Consider the following 19,418-nt stretch of genomic DNA (forward strand, 5'->3'; position numbering starts at 1 on the left):
TTCCCTTTTAGAATTTAGCTTCCACTGTAAGGCAAGCCCTATGGCAATTTTCCTCACCACTGAGGCGCACCATACCACCTTTGACAAAGCGCCAGAGCGATGGAAACGCGTAGCCTATCTGGATGCTCTGCAACCTATTGGTCTCCCAATTATCGGTGAAGAAGGATGCTGAAGCTGTCCAGCGGTGCCATTGTCCGTAGATAACCATGCCTGCAAGCATCTCCCTTACATCATCATAAGCGGCAGAAAGCGATGCACTTGCCGTCCAGTTCTTACCCTTCAGCGTCTTGCCCACATCGCCATAGAGCATATTTGTGGACTCTGCACGCATGCCTGAAGCATTAAGATGCCATCCTTTGGCTTCAAAGTCGAGCGACAACAGACCGCGTGTCACTGCGTCTGGACGGATATTCTCATCGTAATAGCCCTGCAGTTGTGCCCCCGTCTGATAGTAATTATATATGTATGTCTCGTTGGTGATGTTGGAATACATCGGAGTAAAAGCCTTGTAACTGTAAGGCACCGTGGCACTTCTTCCCAAACCGAGAGAAAGTCTGAGGCAATCAATCCCGCTTTCAGCCATCCATGCCTCCCTGCTGATGTTCCATCCCAGGTCGGCAGCCCAATATACCTCGTTGCGATGCTTCGGTGAAAGGAGGGAAGAGCGGTTCATTGTCACGTTCATCGTGGCGCTGTAGCGTCCCTGATAGTCGTAGCCCACGTTTGCCATGCACTGCAATGTGCGCTCGAAGTCCCTCACTGCCGTAGGTTTACGCAGCGTGTCATAGGTCTGGGTAAATGATACATAGTTGAGTATGTCATTCAGTATTCCTCGTCCGGCGTATGATTCTCCTCCCCTTTCTCCACTGTAAAGGCTTACTCCTGCAGAGGCAAGGAGAGTGTGTCCGCCAGTCATTGCCTTCTGATAAGCGAGCTTCAGTCCGCCGTCGTAGGTCATCGTCGTCTCGCGCATTATGTCATAAGTGCCTTTGTTGCGCAGGTTGTCTTCGTCCTTGAACACAGGGAAATAGGGTGAAAGGAACACATCGCGCCTCACTTCCTGACGCAGGAAAGAGAAATAGCCCACCATTTCCAGTCCCGGCATGAGATTAAGCGTGGCTCTCACCCTGTCGGTAAGCGTGGAAAAGCGGGTTTTGTCCGTGTCATCATCATTGAATGTCTCGTGGATTCCATAGTTTCCATATTGCAGGTCATTGCTGATGGACAGCGCATTGCGCCTGTAACCTATATATGAACGCATCTGAATACGGTCCGTTCCCTTGGCTTTCGTTTCCGTACCAGGGTCATAGATGGCAGTAAAGCGATAGCCTACATTGTCATCGCCCCCGTCGGCAGTGAGCCAATGCTCTGCCCCTTTCATGGTGCCGTCGCTGCCGTCGTAGGGCTTTCCTGCCTGTATGTCAGCCTTATAGCTAAGGCCTAGCGGTCCTTTTCCATACTTCTTAGTGACTATTTCCACAGCGCCTTTCCCGCCATGGATTCCTAATTGCGCCAGTCTGATAGCGTCTCTGATGATTCTCACCTCAGAGACCTCGCCGACAGTGATGCCTACGAGGGCTGACTTCGGCATACGGACACCGTCTATAAGTAATTCGGGATTATCGTAAGTGGAGGCATCCAGCGTGCGGATGGCAGTCCAGACATCGCGTGCACTGACGCGTTCCATCATCTCTGATGTCAGTATTCTGTCTGTTACGCCAAGGCGCAACGAGTCTTTTACGCTGGCTTTCACGCCAAGCGTAGCACCCCAAAATATCAAGAGTAATGATAATCGAAAATGTGAAAGCACTCTGTTGTGTTATTAAAGTTATGCTTGCAAAGTTACAAAAATCATATAGCTGATGCAAAAAAAAATAAATAAAATGATAATTATACCTAAAAATGGGTATCTGAACACCATTTTGTCAGGTGATTTATGTTGTTCTTTCACAATTTGTTATCAAAGTCCCATAGCTATTCGGAATGGTTGGTGGAGTTTCCTTGAGCTTGCGAAAAAATGAAGTAGGTATAATGTGGAAAGATAATGCCCTTATCCGAGGAGGTCTCATGAACGCATGGTGAAGATGAGGTATTCTCTATTCACACGATAGGACGGAATCCGACAATAGAATAGAAGTGACGTATCTCGAAGGGATGGCTGAAAACAACTTGCCACACACCGTAAGGTGTAAAAGCACGAAACCACCGTATGCCGAACGGCACGTACGGTGGTGTGGGAGGTCGGTAAATGTGAAAATAGGAGGTAAATGCCTTTTATGAATAACATTTACCTCCTACCCAATTGATATGTATTCAACCTTGAAAGGTGAAGATTTGCATTAGTACCACTGTACAGCGTTGCTGTATCCCGAGCGTTTGTCATATTTGAGCGCATCGGTCAGAGTAGCTGCGTTGCATCTGAACGAGAAGTTGTAGCTTGTGTACGGAGCCAGAACCACCGAGCATGACATATTGAAGCAGTGCAGGTCGCGTTGCAGCGACGCTGTAGTCATTGACATCTTGTGCTGGTCGAAGTCGTAGCCAGAAGAGAACGAGATGTTCCATCCATCGCTCAGACGCAGGTTGCCGCTGAAGTTCAGGTTCTGTGAGAACTTGTATGGATAGCGCATCGACTTGGTGTTGAACTTGCCGCTGGTATTCTCGCGCATTGTGATACCGTAGCCGAATGTGAGCGACCATGGCATGTTGAATCGCATATATCCGTCGGCATCAGTCTCAGCCTTGCCGCCTCCGCTCTTCTTTGCGCCGCGTTGGCCTTCTACCATAGTGTCGTCGACATTTGATTCGATGTCTGTATCAACGCCGTCTTCATCGTCCTTGTTGCTTTTTTTCTTCTTGTCTTCCTCGTCATCGCCGCCTCCAAACCATTTCTTTAACTTCTCTGGTGTAAGCGTGAATGAGAAGTTCTGCGATGTACCCTGGAAGCGTCCGAACTTGCCCATTCCCCAAAGGGTGCGGTTGCCTACGTAAGGCTTGCCGTCCTTGTCCAGCTCGTAGGCATACGATGCGAATACGGCATTCATGTTGAACGTGTAGTTCTTCCACCACTTCAGTCGTATGCGCATTGTCAGGTCAGACAGCGGGTGATAGTCGGTAGCGAGATTGTAGCTCATAGCCAGACCGAGTTCGTCGATGAGCGATATCTTCTTGATACCCGTACTGTCCTTGTCGCTCTTTATCTTCATCTCGACATTGTTAGCGATATCAAACGAGATGTTGCCCGTCTTGCCCTTGCCTGGCACGCCGTAGAGCTGTCCTTCGTAGGGCGAATACTCAACGAGGTCGACCGAACCGTCGGCATTGGTCTTCTGATAGGTCTTATAATAGCCGTAGCGTCCCTGTCCGAAGTCAGGTGCATAGCTGAAGCTTACGCTCGGGGTGATGACGTGGCGTATGGTCTGAATCTTGTCGCCGAATATTTTGCGGTTCGGAGTGAAGAAACCGTAGAGCTTTGTCGACGCACTGATAGACATGTTATAGTTGTATACGTTGTTGAATCCGTATATGGTGTCGCACGCCTCTTTTTGTGCGGTCTCGTCCCACGAGCGCATAATCTTGTGCGTGTACATGCGGTCCTGGAAGTTGAACGATGGCGACACGTTGATATAGTTGAACAGTGTGAAGTTACCGCTGATTGGAATAGAGTGGTTCCATCCGTTGCGCCAGTCCTTTATCAGGTTCGACTTGAGGAAGCGGTCTTCCTTGGTGTCGATGCGGTTGGATATCTGTCCGGTGTACGACATCGAAATCTTCTCATACCAACGTTCATCGCCAGCTGCGTGCTTGCGCTTGAATGGATAGAATCGCGAGAGCGAGATATTGAGGTCGGGCAGCGTTACTGACAATGTAGAGTCGCGCATGTTCTGCGAGAGGTTGGCAGTAGAGCTGAGCGAGAGTCCGATGCTTGAGAATGTTGTGCTCCACGATACAGATGATGTACGTGTCGACTGCGACAGTGTCTGTGGGTTATACAGTGAGTTGAGGTTGTTGCGCTCGTAGCTCGATGTGGCGAAGTTGACACTTGCCGAGAGCGAGCTGTACGGGTTGGCTTTGGCATCCTGACGATGACTCCATTGCACCTTGAACGATTTCTGCTCCGAATAGTCGGGCATGTTCTTGTCGCCGGTCTTAGTGTTCTGATAGCTCAGGAAGAAGCTGCCTGAATAGCGGTAGCGTTTGTTGTAGTTGCTTGCTGCCGACAGTCCCCACGAGCCCTTTGTGTATATTTCGCCGAGGAGCTTGAGGTCCCACTTGTCGTTGATGGCAAAGTAGTAGCCGCCGTCGCGCAGGTAGAATCCGCGGGCGCTCTCGTCGCCGTATGTTGGCATGATGAATCCCGACGAATAGCTCTTGGTGAACGGGAAGAATCCGTAAGGAATAGCCAATGGCAGCGGCACATCAGCCACAACGAGATAAGCCGGACCGAAGGTTACGTCCTTGCCCGGGCGCACCTTACCACGCGATAGAGCAATGTAGAAGTCGGGATGCTTCTTGTCGCAGGTAGTGTAGCGGCCGTGCTGCAGGTATACGTCGCCGTTGGCACTACGCTTTGATATTTCGCTTTGCAGAAAACCGTCTTCCTGCTGTGTATATACTTTCGAAATAAGACCCTTCTTTGTCTTGAAGTTGAAAGCCATGGTGTCGCTCTCGTATTTGTCCTGTCCCATGCTGAACACGGGAGTACCCACCAGCGTGTGTCCGGTAGAGTCGGTAGTGTCGCGTGTTCCGGTGGCATGTACGAGCGACGAGTCGAGGCTCATGTGTATCTTCTCGGCTTCGAGGTCCATGTTCTCATATTTCACCTTCGACTGTCCGTATAGCAGTGCTGTCTTCGACTTGGCGTTGTATACGAGTGAGTCGGAAGCTTCATACTGTACTGGCGAGTTGATGCCGTTGGCACGCTGGCGGTTGATTGAGTCGAGACGAATGGAATCGTCGATAGCGCGGTTGTGGTGATATATTGCAAGTTGCAGTGAGTCCATCTTTGTGGTGTCGACAATCTCGCGTCCTAACGAGTCGCGCATGATTGTGGCTATACTGTCCTTAATGGAGTCGGATGCCACGGCTGTGGTGTCGCTTGAGGTAGCCTTGCGCACTTTCTTGCGTTGTGAGTAAGGCATGTCGGCAGCAGCCATCACGAAGATGACGGCACACAAAAGAAGGGCTATGACGGTCTTGGTTCTCAATTTTGCTGTATATTATTATGTGTTATTACAAATCCGGCTCAAACATACGTTTCATCTCGCGAAAGCGTGCAAGTGTTTCGCCGCCGAATTTGCTTAGACTTTTCTCTGCCTGTTCTATTGTCTTCTCGCGGTCGAGACGTGTCTTCGAGAAGAACTTGTCGGCATAGCAGATGAGTTTCTCCTCAATGGTTTCGGGCTGGAGATCGTGGTGGGGCAGAGGCAGGTTTTGCGACACGATGTCATTGAGTGTGAGTCCGGCTCCGGTGTGTCGTTCGCACACTCGTGCGTAGCTTTCGGGCAGACCCTCGGCGCGCAGCATTTCGGCTCCGCACACGCCGTGTCGTATGTATGGCTCGGTGCCGTGGCACTCAATGCCGGGTGCGTCGACACGTACGATTCCTATGTCGTGCAGCATGGCTGCATTGCGTACAAAGTCGGTGTCGATGTTTAGTTCGGGGTGCATAGCAGCAATCCGTAGCGCACGTTGCGCCACCGATTCGCTATGAGTAAGGAGGATGTGGCGCAGTGCACCGCATCCTCCATAGTATTTGTCAATAATCTGTTGGTACATATTTCATGTTTACTCGTGCTCACGCTCGATGTAGGCGATAACGTCGCCCTTCGATACCTTTGAGCCGCGCTTTGCGTTGATTTCAACAATCTTGCCGCCCAAAGCTGCGGGCACTTCAACGAACTCACCCCAAGGAGCCTGGATGTAGCAAAGGATGTCGCCCTCCTTGTATTCCTTGCCGATGAACGGCTCGACAGTAGGAGCGCACTCGCCCTCGCCTGAGAACTCCCAGTAGATGTCGCCCTTAACCGGAGCAACGATTGCGTCGGCCTTAGCGTGCTTGTAGGCGCTGAGCTGTTCGGGTGAAAGGTTGGCACCGAGCTTGGCGTCCTTTAGCTTCTGGAGGTCAGCAAGGAAGTTCTTCTTAGCCTGACCGCTCTTATAGTTACGATACTGCTCCGGATGCATGGCAAGCTCGAAGAGCTCTTCGTCGTCCTGACCATACTCCCATCCGTTCTCGTCCATCTCCTTGCGGAAGTCGTCGAGAGCGTCGGTGAGCAATGTGTGAGCGTCTACGTCGGTGAATTCGCGACCCTGCTTCTGTGCAAGCTCAACGAGCTCTGGGTCAATAGTGCCAGGTATCTTACCCGACTTGCCGAGAATCATACCCCACATCGACTCGTCCATCATCACGAAGCGGCCCTTGCCCTGCTCGATGGTGAGGAGGTTCATCAGTGCGATGTTCTTGACATACTGCGAGAACGGTGTCACCAGTGGAGGATAGCCTACGCGCGGCCATACATACTCTACCTCGTCAAAGAGCTTGATGAGGAGGTCGTCCATAGAGAGCTCGTCCTCGCCCTTCTTCTTGCGTACGTTGTTGATAGTGGTGCGCATACCGCCGAGGTCGGCCATCATAGAGCCCATCATACCGCCAGGCAGACCGCAACCGAGCAGAAGCGATGACATGATCTTGTTGCCGGGGTTGATGAAGTATCCGAGCCACTCGTCGATGAACTCCTGAGTGAGAGCACGGGCCTTCATATATGCCGACATGTTGATTTCGGGAACCTCGAAGCCCTCGTTCTTCAACATGCTGATTACAGAGATTACGTCCGGATGAACCTTACCCCATGACAACGGCTCGATAGCTGTATCGATGATGTCGGCACCGTTGTTGCACACCTCAAGGATAGAAGCCATTGAGAGGCCAGGACCTGAGTGACCGTGATACTGGATGATGATTTCAGGATACTTGTCCTTGATCATCTTTGTCAGCTTGCCGAGGAATGCGGGCTGGCCGATACCTGCCATATCCTTCAAGCAGATTTCCTCTGCACCGGCTGCTATCACCTGGTCGGCGATGTTCATGTAGTATTCCAGTGTGTGAACAGGAGAGTTGGTGATGCACAGTGCACACTGCGGAGTCATGCCGCCTTCCTTAGCCCACTTGATGCTGGGGATGATATTGCGAACGTCGTTCAGTCCGTCGAAGATACGTGTGATGTTGGTACCCTGCTTTGCCTTTACCTTATACATAAGGGCGCGAACGTCGTCGGGCACGGGATACATACGCAAAGCGTTGAGACCACGGTCGAGCATGTGGGTCTTGATGCCTACCTCGTTGAAAGGCTTGCAGAAGGCGCGCACAGCATCGTTTGGATTCTCGCCGGCGAGAAGGTTTACCTGCTCAAAGGCACCACCGTTGGTTTCAACACGGGCGAAACAACCCATCTCGATGATAACGGGAGCGATGCGCTCCAACTGGTCTTTGCGTGGCTGGAACTTGCCAGAAGACTGCCACATATCTCGATAAACGAGACTGAACTGGATTTTCTTTTTCATCTCTATTATTTTATTATTATAGATTTTTCGTTGATTACCTTATTCTATATACGAAAGAATGCACCCTGATATGCGCAACATAAACGTCTGTGATACATAGGCATAGTCTTTCAAATATGCAAAATTAGGGAAAAAAATCCAAATCATAGGTATTACGGAACGATTTTTAGTAATGTTAAGTGTTAAATGTTAAGTGTTAATGTCAAAGCAACTGTGCTATTTGTCAGGGCAAAATGAATGATAGATAACAATCTGAAACTTGCCGGATGATAGTGGTTGTTGTATTTTAAACTTTTTGTTTAAAGTAGGTTTACTTATGTATAAAAAATAAGTAATAATGTTTCATTATGTTAGTATAACATCGAAAAACATACGTTATTGATACTTTTGTTGTTCGATTTGTAAGGTGTGTTGGTAGAAAATACGTGAATTTTTATCTTTTGTTAAACATTTACTTGCTTCGTATTTACATTATCGCTATATTTGCGAAATAAAATCGAAATATTTGTAAATCAATCCTAAATACTTACGAATACTAACCGAATCCTCATTATTAATACTAATTTATAGAGAGAGCTTATGGAAAAAAGATTAGCATTTTTAATCCTTTGCTTCGCCAGCTTATTGTTTGGGGGGGGTAAAGCGATGGCTCAATCCGTTATTACGGGTACAGTACTTTCAATTGAAGACGAGACTCCTGTTGTAGGTGCGTCTGTTAAAGTTCAAGGCACCAATGATGGGGCTGTTACCGACATGTATGGTCGGTTCAGTCTTAAGAATGTTAAGTCAGGTACAAAACTTGTAATTTCATACATCGGTATGAAGACAAGAACTGTTATGGCTCGTCAGAACATGCGTGTAATACTTGAAAATGACTCTAAGGCTCTTGATGAAGTGTTGGTGCAGGTGGCGTATGGTGCTGCCAAGAAGTCGACACTTACCGGTGCCGTATCGCAGGTAGACAGCAAGCAGATTGAGGTTCGACCGGTGTCGAGCGTTACTTCTGCTCTTGAGGGTTCTACTTCGGGTGTTCAGATTAACAGTACATACGGTCAGCCGGGTTCAGAGGCTACAATCCGTATTCGTGGATTTGGCACCGTCAATGGTTCTTCAAGTCCTCTCTATGTGCTCGACGGTGTACCTTTCGGTGGTAACATTTCCGATCTTAACTCAAGTGATATTGAGAGTATCACAGTGTTGAAGGACGCTGCTTCGTGCGCCCTCTACGGCAACCGTGCTTCTAACGGTGTTATTCTTATCACATCTAAGCGTGGTAAGGGCGACCGTATGAGCTTCAACCTGAAGATTAATCAGGGTACATACTCACGTGGTATCAAGGAGTATGACTTGCTCAATGCCAACGAATTTATGGAGACCAACTGGCTGAATATGCGTAATGCTCGTATTACTGCTGGTGACGATATGGCTACAGCTAATGCTTATGCTACTAACAACCTTATCAAGGAAAGACTTTATCTCAACATCTACAACAAGGCAAACGACCAGTTGTTCGATGCCAATGGTAAGCTTGTTTCTGATGCACGCATACTCGACGGCTATGCCGAAGACCTTGATTGGTATGACGAGGCTGTGCGTAGTGGCTATCGTCAGGAGTACAGCTTCAGTGGAAGCCATGCCTCTTCTAAGAGCGACTATTACTTCTCTGTTGGCTATCTTGACGAGAAGGGTTATGTAACCAATTCTGACTTCAACCGTCTTACAGGTCGTGCTGCTTTGAATTTCCGTCCGAGAAATTGGTTCAATACAGGCTTTACAATTGCGGGTAGCCACCAGAAGACAAATTCTACAAGCGGTGATGATGCAAATTCTTTCACCAACGTATTTATGTATTGCCGCAATATTTCGCCTATCTATCCTGTACACTTGCACAATGCTGACGGTACTTATCGTCTGGACGCATCGGGCAACCGACAGTTTGACCCCGGACAGTACACAGCTGATGATGGCTCTGTAATACAGACACGTAACCAGTATGCCGACCGCCATGTGATTTGGGAGAACCTCTTGAACAAGAGCCGTACATTCCGCAACACTCTTCAGAGTTCTGCATACATGGACTTCAAGTTCCTCAACGACTTCACATTTACTGTTAAGGGCGAGATGAACGTGCGCAATCAGGAGTATCGCTCATACGACAATGCCATTATCGGTAACGGTAAGGGTAACAATGGTCGTTCGTCACGAAGCATTTATCGCTACAAGAACTGGACTTTCCAACAGCAGCTCAACTGGAACCACAAGTTTGGCGACCACAACGTAAGCGTATTGCTCGGTCATGAGAACTACAGCTACTTCTATGACTATACATATATTTATAAGACCAATCAGACATTTGAGGGTAAGGACAACCTGAGCAACTTCAACAACCTGACATCGGGCGACGGCTACAGCGACCGTTATCGTACAGAGAGCTATCTGGGTCGTGTACGCTATGACTATAAGGAGAAGTACAATCTTGAGGCTTCGTTCCGTCGCGACGGTTCGTCACGCTTCCATAAGGACAGCCGCTGGGGTAACTTCGGCAGTATCGGTGCCAACTGGGTTATCTCTAAGGAAGAATTCATGAAGCCAATAGAATGGGTCGACAACTTGAAGATACGTGCCGACTACGGTTTGGTAGGTAATGACGCAGGTGCTGGCTACTACTCTTATTTGGCACTCTATGCAGCCGATCAGAACCACAACAGCGGTGCATATTATCTTACACAGCTTGCCAACTCCGAACTTAAGTGGGAGACAGGACAGTCGTTTGGTTTTGGTGTTGATGCTCGTCTTTTCAACCGTTGGAACATCAGTGTTGAATACTTCGACAAGCGCAACAAGGACCTTCTCTTCGATGTATATCTGCCTCTATCAGCAGGTGCTACATCTTCAAGCTCGGCAGAATCTACTATCACCAAGAACTTGGGCGTGATTTCTAACCGAGGAATCGAGATCAATACCGATGTCGATATTTACAAGAGTCGTGATTGGACTGTTAACTTCGCAACCAATGCTTCGTTCATCAAGAATAAGATTATCGAGTTGCCAGAGCAGAACAAGGATGGTATCATCTCTGGAGCACAGAAGATTATTGAGGGCAAGAGCCGTTACGAGTTCTATACTTACACATACGTAGGTGTCGACCAGATGACAGGTAACTCTCTGTACAAGGCAAACCTTGAGGACTACTGCGTTAAGGCAGCCGACGGAACTGTAATCGGCAACCCCAAAGGCAGTGACATCACCTCGAAGACCGTTCATATCGGCGATAAGTACTATGTGAACAACACTACATATGCCATTAAGGAATTCCAAGGCTCAGCCATTCCTAAGGTATATGGCAGTTTCACACCATCTGTGAGATTCCGCGACCTTACCCTGTCGGCTATGTTCACTTATTCATTGGGTGGCAAGATATATGATGGTGTATATGCAGGACTTATGGCTACAGGTACTTCAGCCTATAACAACCACAAGGATATCCTTAACTCTTGGAATGGTGTTCCTGAAGGCATGACTGAAGATTCGCCCAACCGTATATGGTATGGTGGCATTCCGCAGGTCAACAGTACTACAAGCTCTGACAACAACGGAACATCTTCAAGATGGATTACCAGTGCCAACTATATTGTTTTGAAGAACATCAATATGAGCTACTCATTGCCAAAGGCATGGGTTAAAGCTCTTACCCTTGAGTCGGTACGCTTCAACTTCGCTTGCGAGAATGCTTTCACCAGCACCAAGCGTAGAGGTCTCAACCCGCAGCAGGGATTCAGCGGTTTCCAGTACAACTATCTTGTGACACCACGCGTGTTCACAGTTGGTCTGGATGTTAAGTTCTAATTTTTTTTTCACTGACATTAAAATCTTGCAACAATGAAAAAAGCATTATATATATTATCGGCTTGTGCATTGATGCTCACAGCTTCATGTAGTAGCGATTATCTTGAACTACAGCCGAACTCATCAGCCAGTACGGGTACTATCTTCGAAACTACCGACAATGTAAAGTTGGCTGTCAATGGTCTGTCAAGGCTTATGACCAAACAGTATCTGGGTCAGCAGGGATGTAATGGTGAGGGTACAATACGTACATGGTATGGCAACTATCCTGGCAACGACTACCAGAAGAGCAATCTTACAGGATGGTCGTCTATCATCAACAGCCTGTTCCTGGAGCGTTCAACTTCTTTGTACGACTATTATCCTTGGTTCTATTATTACAAGGTGATTGGCAATGCCAATTCTGTAATCTGTCGTACTGACGATGCTGCTGGCACTGACAATGAGAAAGCATTCTTGAAGGCCCAGGCACTTACTTTCCGTGCCTATTGTTATTCGCAGTTGCTGCAGCTGTACTCTAAGCGATGGATGGACAGCAACAATGGCAGTTCGCGTGGCGTGGTATTGCGCATTGACGAGTCGAAGGACGAGTTGCCTACATCTACTCAGGCTCAGTGCTATGAGCAGATATATAAGGATCTTGACGAAGCGATAAAGTACTACACTGAGTGCGGTATTGACCGTGGCAAGGACGAGAAGCATCTGCCCAATATTAATGCTGCCTATGCTGTATACGCCTATGCAGCCCTTCATCGTGAGGATTGGGCTACTGCAGCCAAGTATGCCAGAATGGCGCGCGAGGGTCATCCGCTCTTATCTGGTAAAGATTATCCTGAAAGCGGATTCAGTGCTGACAACGACGAGTGGATATGGAATGTGTTTAGCACTGAGGAGGAGACTCTTTATTTCTACCAGTTCTTTGCTTTTGAGTCGTCTAACTCAAGTGCCAATATTTGCCGTAACTATCCGGTAGCAATCAGCAAGGAATTGTACGATCAGATTCCAGAAACTGATGTTCGTCGCGGTATGTTCCTCGCTCCTATGGAGGGTGAAAGCTACGATCCTGCTACAGGATTGGCAGGTAAAGCTATGACTAAACGTGCAAGAAAGGATTTTGCAGGCAAGTTGTTTGGTACTACTAAGGTATTTGCCTACATGTCGTTCAAGCATCTTGTACAGGCACAGCCTGGTGTAGGCGAGTTTGCTCTTTTCCGCGCTTCCGAAATGTATCTTATTGAGGCTGAGGCTTACTGCCATATGCCTGGTAAGGAAAGCGAAGCACAGGGATTGTTGTGTAATCTCAACCACGATTCGGGTCGTGATCCAAATTATGTTTGTACAAAGACAGGTCAGGACTTGCTCGACGAGGTACGTCTCTATTACCGTATAGAGATGTTCGGCGAGGGTCGCGACTGGTTCAACTACAAGCGTTGGGGATTGCCTATCGTGCGCCACGATGCGTCTCATGGTGGTAGCTTCCATAAACAGTTTGCTGTTACTATCAATCCTCAGGACAGCAATGGTTGGACATGGGTGATTCCTAACAAGGAGATTGACTATAATACAGCTATCTCAAGCCCGTTGGAGTAATGGGCAATTGGTGAATTTATAATTTAATTAGAACCCGTGGGGGCGTGTCGTGGTGGCACTCCCCCTTTTCTCGTTAATAATAACTAATGATAACATGAAAAGAAAATTGTTGACTCTGGGCCTGTGTCTGGCTACTTGCTTAATGGCATATGCCCAAAAGAAACCGTTGGACCATACGGTATACGACGGATGGAAAAGTATTGCCAACACACAGATGACTTCCGACGGACGATACCTTCTGTACGAAGTGAATCCGCAGGAGGGCAACGGTCAGCTGGTGGTGCGACGACTGAGCGACGGAAGCGAGCTCCTGTTGCCACGTGGCTATAAGGCCAACATCGCTACAAACAACCGCACTGCGTGCGTACTGATAAAGGCTCCATATGCCGAGATACGCAATGCCCGAAAACGCAAGGTGAAGAAGGACAAGATGCCGAAGGATTCGCTTGCCATAATCAATTTCGACGAATGGACCATCAGCAAGTACGAGCGCATCAAGTCGTACAAGACGGGTATTGAAAACAATGATGTGGTGGCTTACATCCATTCGCGCAAGCCCAATAAGAACAAGAAGAAGGCTGCGCGCGAACGCCTCGATGGTGATGTGCTTGTTGTGGTGAATACACTCACTGGCAAGCAGACCGAGGTGAAGAATGTGTCGGAATATGCTATCAATGCCGACGCAAGCAGCATGACGGTACTGGTGAATCCCGACAAGAAGAACAAGAAACTCAAGTCGTCGGCAACTGTCTACGACTTGCCTACAATGACCATGTCGGTGCTCTCGCAGGGAAAGAAGTACTACGGCGGTGCTCGATATAGCGTTGACGGCAGTAAGATAGTGTTCCTTGCTTCTACCGATACCATCACTACAGGCAACAAGCATTGCTCGCTCTTTTATGTGAACAACGGGCTGTCGAGCGAGATTATACCGCAAGGCTACAGCCGCAATCTGCCAAGCGGATGGGGACTCAACGAGAACAGTGCTCCCGAGTTCTCGCAAGACGGACAGCGTGTGCTCATAGGTGTGGCACCGTATATCGCGCCTAATGATTCGAGCATCATTGATGTTGAGACAGCGCAGGTGGATATCTGGAACTATAAGGACTATCAGATACAGCCGCAGCAGAAGGTGAATGTAGCCAATGCCAAGCGCAAGACTTATCTTAGCGTAATCAATCTGTCGGATCCCAATCAGATTGTTCCGCTCACAACTGCCATGTGGGACAGAGTGACTGTGATGAATCAGGGCAATTCGGAGTGGGCACTGTCGCAAGACAAGACCAAATACTACATACAGTCGCAGTGGGACGACGATGAGTTCAAGGACATCTCGTTGGTGAATGTCAACACGGGCAAGCGCGTCAGCATTGCCGAGAAGATTAATGCAATGGCAATGTCGTCGCCAGACGGCAAGTATGTCCTCTGGTACAACCTGAGCGATTCGGCTTATTACTGCTATAATGTGGCAAGTGGGAAGACGGTGAACCTGACTCGTCAGACCGGCGTGAACTTCTACGACGAGACCGACGACCATCCTAATTTCCCGCCACCGTATGATACCGACCCATTATGGACCAATGCCGACCAGAGCGTGCTTATCAGCGACCGCTACGATGTGTGGAAATTCAATCCCGATGGCAATGGATTCCAGAACCTTACCAATGGCAACGGACGCAAGTCGAACATCCAGCTACGTCATCGTGTGTACGACCGCCACGCTCCACGCCTCTCAAAGCTGTGGACCAATAAGGACGCAGTCGACGAGAATGCACTGCTCTATATGACTGCTTTCGACGAGACTACGAAGAAGAACGGATTTGCCACGGTGCGTGTCAACGACAACAACTCATACCGTCTGAATGTGCTTGACACCTTCAGTTACGTAAACGTGTATAAGGCAGGGGCTGCCGATGTGGTGGCTTATCAGAAAGGCAACTTCAGCAATGCCTATAACATGCACGTGAGCGATGCTGCTTTTGCACATGAGAAGTGTGTGAGCGATATCAATCCGCAGATGAAGCAATACTCATGGGGACATGCCCAGCTGGTACACTGGAAGGCTTACGACTGTACTCCGCTCGACGGACTGCTCTATGTGCCCGAAGGCATTGAGCCGGGAACCAAGTTGCCAATGATGATTTACTTCTACGAGAAACGTTCGGAGACGCTTTACAATCATATCGACCCGCGTCCGAGTCGTTCAACTGTCAACCTTGCCTTCTATTGCAGTCGCGGGTACGTAGTGTTCGTTCCGGACATAGTATATAAGGTAGGGCATCCGGGCGAGAGTGCATACAACTGTATCGTGTCAGGTGCCAAGGCTATGTGCAGCCAGTTCAACTTCATCGACAGCACACGAATGGCTATTCAGGGACAAAGCTGGGGAGGCTATCAGACTGCCTATCTCGTTACACGCACTAATATGTTCTGCGCAGCCGGAGCTGGAGCGCCCGTGAGCAATATGACATCAGCCTATGGCGGTATACGTTGGGGTTCGGGTGTGTGTCGACAGATGCAGTACGAACACGGACAGAGCCGAATCGGTGCAACCCTTTGGGACAAGGGCGGACTCGACCTGTATCTTGAAAACTCTCCGCTGTTCGGTGCTAACCGTGTGGAGACACCGTTGCTCATCATGCACAACGACAACGACGGTGCCGTGCCATGGTATCAAGGCATTGAGTACTTCATGGCGTTGCGTCGATTGGGCAAGCCTGTGTGGATGTTGCAGTACAATCGCGAGGAGCACAACCTTGTGGAGCGTCGCAACTGCAAGGACTTGAGCATACGTTTGCAGCAGTTCTTCGACTACTATATGAAGGGTGCGCCCGAGCCAGCATGGATGAAGTATGGAGTGCCGGCTACACGCAAGGGACAGTATCTTGGTACTGAACTCACTGAATAAAACGGCAAGTTGACGTTTGAAATAAGTTTTTTTGTGTACCTTTGCCTATACATATACACATAAAACAGAATACATATGAAGACAATAAACACACGTCGCAGCATACGCCGTTATGCCGACCGACCCGTAGACGACCAACTGTTGCGCCGATTGCTGGCTGAGGCTGAGCGCACGCAGACTATGGGCAACCTGCAGTTCTACAGTGTTGTGGTGACTCGCAGCGACGAGATGAAGCGCCGTCTGGCTCCTGCTCATTTCAATCAGCCTATGGTCACCGAGGCACCTGTAGTGTTGACGTTCTGCGCCGACACTCGCCGCACCTCCGTATGGTGCAACAACCGCCAGGCTGTGCCGGGTTATGACAATATGCTGTCGTATCAGAATGCAGCCACCGACGCTCTGCTCTTCTGCCAGACATTCTGCAATCTGGCTGAGGAGGAGGGATTGGGATGCTGCTTCCTGGGCACAACGGTCTACATGCCGCAGATGATTATCGACACATTGCAGCTGCCCGAGCTTGTGGTGCCGGTAGCAACGATCACGTTGGGATGGCCCGACGAGCAGCCCGAACTGACCGACCGCCTTCCGCTCGACGCTATCATGCACAACGAGACCTATCACGACTATACCCCCGCGAGCATCGACAGCTTCTATGCCGAGAAAGAGGCTTTGGAGGAGAGCAAGGAGTTCTGCCGCATCAACAACAAGCAGACACTCGCTCAGGTGTTCACCGACTGTCGCTACACCAAGAAGGACAACGAGGCAATGTCGGCTGGACTGATGGACGTGTTGCGCAAGCAGGGTTTTCTGAAGTAATGATAACAACGACGTAATGACTAAGACATTATCCCTATATGAACTCAACTCTATCGTAGCTTCGCTCATCGACATCGACATGCCGGGCGACTACTGGGTGGTGGCTGAACTTTCCGAACTTCGGGAGGTGCGCGGCCATTGCTATATGGAGCTTGTCGAGAAGGACGAACTCTCAAACACGCCCATTGCCAAGGCCTCTGCCAAGTGTTGGGCATCACGATGGAGTATGCTCCGACCTATGTTCGAGCGCATCACCGGACAGCGGTTGCACGCCGGAATGAAAGTGATGTTGAGCGTGCATGCTCAGTTTCATGCTGCCTATGGGTTCTCATGGATAGTGTCCGACATCAATCCCGAATATACGATGGGCGACCTTGCTCGTCGACGTCAGCAGATAGTGGCTCAGCTGAAGGCCGAAGGAGTGTTCGACCTTCAGCGTGAGCTTACTCTTCCGATGTTTGCCCAGCGCATTGCTGTGGTGTCGAGCGACGGGGCTGCAGGCTATGGCGACTTCTGTCGTCAGCTTGCCGACAACAGTGCGCATTATATATATAATGTGGAATTGTTTGCTGCTACGATGCAGGGCGAGGCTGTGGAGCGTAGCGTCATTGCCGCTCTCAATCGCATATACAGCCGTCACGACAGCTTCGACGTGGTGGTGATAATACGTGGTGGAGGTGCAACGAGCGACCTTTCGGGCTTCGACACACTTGCGTTGGCTGAGAATGTTGCCAACTTCCCGCTTCCCGTCATAACGGGTATTGGTCACGACCGCGACGAGAGTGTTCTCGATATGGTGGCACATACACGTGTCAAGACGCCTACAGCGGCTGCACAGTTGCTCATTGACAACCTCGCTCGCACCGAATCTATGATTGATGCGGCACGCCAAAGTATTGTCGACTGCATGCAGCGACGCATGCAGCACGAACGTGTCAGGGTGGAGTCGCTCTCGACTCGCATACCAGTGATGTTCTCATTGGTAAAGACCAAGGAGGAGGCTCGTGTTGATATGCTGTCGCGACGCATCGAGGCTGCCACTCAGCGACGCATAGCTACGGCACTGATGCAGATAGACAGCTTGCAGGCTAAGCTGCAGTCGGCTGTCAACAGGCAACTTGTGGATGCCCGTCATCGTCTGCAACTCATCGAACAGCGTGTTGAGGCAGTCAATCCTGAGCGGCTTTTGCAGCGTGGCTACAGCATCACCACATACAACGGACATGCCGTGCGCAATGCAGCCGAACTGCCCGAAGGGGCTGTCGTGGAAACGCGTGTTGAGAAAGGAAAATTCACTTCGGTAGTAACCAAAAACAAATGATTATGGCAAGAGAAATGAAATATGAAACGGCAATGAACCAGTTGCAGTCCATTGCCGATAAGATGGAGAATGGTGAGCTTGACATTGACTCGCTCTGCGAGCAGTTGAAGACAGCGCAGAAGCTTATAAAGTTGTGCAAGGACAAGCTCACCAAGACCGACGCCGAGATAAAGGCAGTGCTGGATGAGAAGTGTTGAGTGTTGAATGTTGAATGTTGAGTGTTGAATGTTAGGTGTTGAGTGTTGGGCGTTAAGTGTTTAATTCAAAATTGAATAATTCACAATCGCAGGCGTAGCCGAGAACAATTCAAAACTCAAAACTCAAAATTCAAAACTCCTATAAACGCCAAAGCTTCTCGCCACGTATAGTGAGGGGCATTTCGATGTTGTCGGTGAATAGCATACCGGTGCCCAGACCTTGTGGCATACTGATGTTGGGACCATATACGTCGGCTGCCAATTGTGCCACGGCGTTGAGTCCGACATTACTCTCAAGCGCACTCGTTATCCACGAGCCTATGCCACGTTGGTGCGCCATGTCTATCCATTCGCGTGTGCCGCTTATTCCGCCGTGCAGCGACGGTTTCAGTATTATGTATTGCGGACGTATGGTGTCGAGCAGTTCCTGCTTCATTCCTGGCATGTTCACGCCTATCAGTTCTTCGTCGAGAGCAATAGGTATAGGTGATATTGCGCACAGTTGCGCCATACGCGCCCATTGATGCTGGCGTATGGGTTGCTCTATTGAGTGGATGTCGTAGCGTGCCAGCTGGTCGAGTCGGCTTGGCGCATCTTCGAATGTGAATCCGCCGTTGGCATCGACACGCAATTCTATCTGTTCTTTTGTGAAAGCCTGGCGTATATGACGTATCAGGTCAAGCTCGCTATCGAATTCGATAGCACCTATTTTCAGTTTTACGCAGTGGAATCCTGCTTTCATTTTCGATTCCAGTCGGGCAAGCATCTCGTCGTGACTGCCCATCCATACCAGTCCGTTTATTGTTATACCTTCCTCGCCACGTGCAAAAGGAGTGTCGAAGAGCAGACCGTTTCCGCCGTTCTGCAGGTCGGTCATGGCTGTCTCTATGCCGAAGAGAATGGAAGGGTAGGGGCGCAGCATTTCGTAGTTGACGTTGCCCGTCAGTTCTATCATACGGCAGACCGACTCCAATGTCTTCTCGTATTCGGGACGTGCGTCGCAACTAAGGTCGGGCAGAGGAGCACATTCGCCCACGCCCTTGCATCCCGGACGCTCGCTGTCCTCAATCTCTACAAACCACGACTTGCGTGTGTTGTAAACTCCGCGCGAAGTTCCGGCAGGTTGCTTGAAGTGCAGTGTGCGCGGCGTGATGCTTATCTTGTATCTCATTATTCT

11 protein-coding genes are annotated in these 19,418 nt (G+C 49.4%); 6 read left to right on the plus strand and 5 right to left on the minus strand.

All coding sequences use genetic code 11. The features are described 5' to 3' along the window. Positions 1–7 precede the first annotated feature (7 nt). From I6E38_RS00665 to I6E38_RS00680, 4 genes are all read right to left on the minus strand, one after another. Entirely contained in the window at positions 8–1,810 is a 1,803-nt protein-coding gene (locus I6E38_RS00665; RefSeq protein ID WP_235392166.1) for a SusC/RagA family TonB-linked outer membrane protein, read from the minus strand. A gap of 529 nt (positions 1,811–2,339) precedes the next feature. Beyond that, entirely contained in the window at positions 2,340–5,156 is a 2,817-nt protein-coding gene (locus I6E38_RS00670) for a putative LPS assembly protein LptD (RefSeq protein WP_235392195.1), read from the minus strand. A gap of 76 nt (positions 5,157–5,232) precedes the next feature. Beyond that, positions 5,233–5,778, minus strand: a complete 546-nt coding sequence (locus I6E38_RS00675; RefSeq protein WP_235392167.1) for an HDIG domain-containing metalloprotein — start codon at positions 5,776–5,778, stop codon at positions 5,233–5,235. A gap of 9 nt (positions 5,779–5,787) precedes the next feature. Continuing rightward, positions 5,788–7,563, minus strand: a complete 1,776-nt coding sequence (locus I6E38_RS00680; protein ID WP_235392168.1) for a biotin/lipoyl-binding protein — start codon at positions 7,561–7,563, stop codon at positions 5,788–5,790. Positions 7,564–8,208: 645 nt separating this feature from the next. Here I6E38_RS00680 and I6E38_RS00685 point away from each other — a divergent pair. From I6E38_RS00685 to xseB, 6 genes are all read left to right on the plus strand, one after another. Further along, on the plus strand, positions 8,209–11,409 hold the full coding sequence (locus I6E38_RS00685; protein WP_367273464.1) for a SusC/RagA family TonB-linked outer membrane protein: 3,201 nt from the start codon (positions 8,209–8,211) through the stop codon (positions 11,407–11,409). A gap of 33 nt (positions 11,410–11,442) precedes the next feature. Then, positions 11,443–12,999, plus strand: a complete 1,557-nt coding sequence (locus tag I6E38_RS00690) for a RagB/SusD family nutrient uptake outer membrane protein (RefSeq protein WP_235392170.1) — start codon at positions 11,443–11,445, stop codon at positions 12,997–12,999. A 94-nt stretch (positions 13,000–13,093) separates the two neighbouring features. Continuing rightward, positions 13,094–15,907: a S9 family peptidase gene (locus tag I6E38_RS00695; RefSeq protein WP_235392171.1), complete on the plus strand. Its 2,814-nt coding sequence runs from the start codon at positions 13,094–13,096 to the stop codon at positions 15,905–15,907. A 75-nt stretch (positions 15,908–15,982) separates the two neighbouring features. Beyond that, the gene (locus I6E38_RS00700; protein ID WP_235392172.1) at positions 15,983–16,723 is read left to right on the plus strand and encodes a nitroreductase family protein; all 741 of its coding nucleotides are present in this window, start codon (positions 15,983–15,985) and stop codon (positions 16,721–16,723) included. Between the two features lie 16 nt (positions 16,724–16,739). Further along, the gene (gene xseA, locus I6E38_RS00705; protein WP_235392173.1) at positions 16,740–18,044 is read left to right on the plus strand and encodes an exodeoxyribonuclease VII large subunit; all 1,305 of its coding nucleotides are present in this window, start codon (positions 16,740–16,742) and stop codon (positions 18,042–18,044) included. 2 nt (positions 18,045–18,046) lie between these two features. Beyond that, the gene (xseB, locus tag I6E38_RS00710) at positions 18,047–18,241 is read left to right on the plus strand and encodes an exodeoxyribonuclease VII small subunit (protein WP_235392174.1); all 195 of its coding nucleotides are present in this window, start codon (positions 18,047–18,049) and stop codon (positions 18,239–18,241) included. 139 nt (positions 18,242–18,380) lie between these two features. Here xseB and menC read toward each other — a convergent pair whose 3' ends face one another. Next, on the minus strand, positions 18,381–19,412 hold the full coding sequence (gene menC, locus I6E38_RS00715; RefSeq protein ID WP_235392175.1) for an o-succinylbenzoate synthase: 1,032 nt from the start codon (positions 19,410–19,412) through the stop codon (positions 18,381–18,383). Positions 19,413–19,418 lie beyond the last annotated feature (6 nt).

It is taken from the genome of Leyella stercorea, from assembly GCF_021531355.1.
In the GTDB taxonomy this organism is placed as follows: domain Bacteria; phylum Bacteroidota; class Bacteroidia; order Bacteroidales; family Bacteroidaceae; genus Prevotella.

Coding starts and splice junctions, on each gene's coding strand:
- menC (WP_235392175.1), bottom strand. CDS start 19,412: ATGAGATACAAGATAAGCATCACGCCGCGCACACTGCACTTCAAGCAA.
- xseB (WP_235392174.1), top strand. CDS start 18,047: ATGGCAAGAGAAATGAAATATGAAACGGCAATGAACCAGTTGCAGTCC.
- I6E38_RS00685 (WP_367273464.1), top strand. CDS start 8,209: ATGGCTCAATCCGTTATTACGGGTACAGTACTTTCAATTGAAGACGAG.
- I6E38_RS00700 (WP_235392172.1), top strand. CDS start 15,983: ATGAAGACAATAAACACACGTCGCAGCATACGCCGTTATGCCGACCGA.
- I6E38_RS00675 (WP_235392167.1), bottom strand. CDS start 5,778: ATGTACCAACAGATTATTGACAAATACTATGGAGGATGCGGTGCACTG.
- I6E38_RS00680 (WP_235392168.1), bottom strand. CDS start 7,563: ATGAAAAAGAAAATCCAGTTCAGTCTCGTTTATCGAGATATGTGGCAG.
- I6E38_RS00690 (WP_235392170.1), top strand. CDS start 11,443: ATGAAAAAAGCATTATATATATTATCGGCTTGTGCATTGATGCTCACA.
- xseA (WP_235392173.1), top strand. CDS start 16,740: ATGACTAAGACATTATCCCTATATGAACTCAACTCTATCGTAGCTTCG.
- I6E38_RS00670 (WP_235392195.1), bottom strand. CDS start 5,156: ATGGCTGCTGCCGACATGCCTTACTCACAACGCAAGAAAGTGCGCAAG.
- I6E38_RS00695 (WP_235392171.1), top strand. CDS start 13,094: ATGAAAAGAAAATTGTTGACTCTGGGCCTGTGTCTGGCTACTTGCTTA.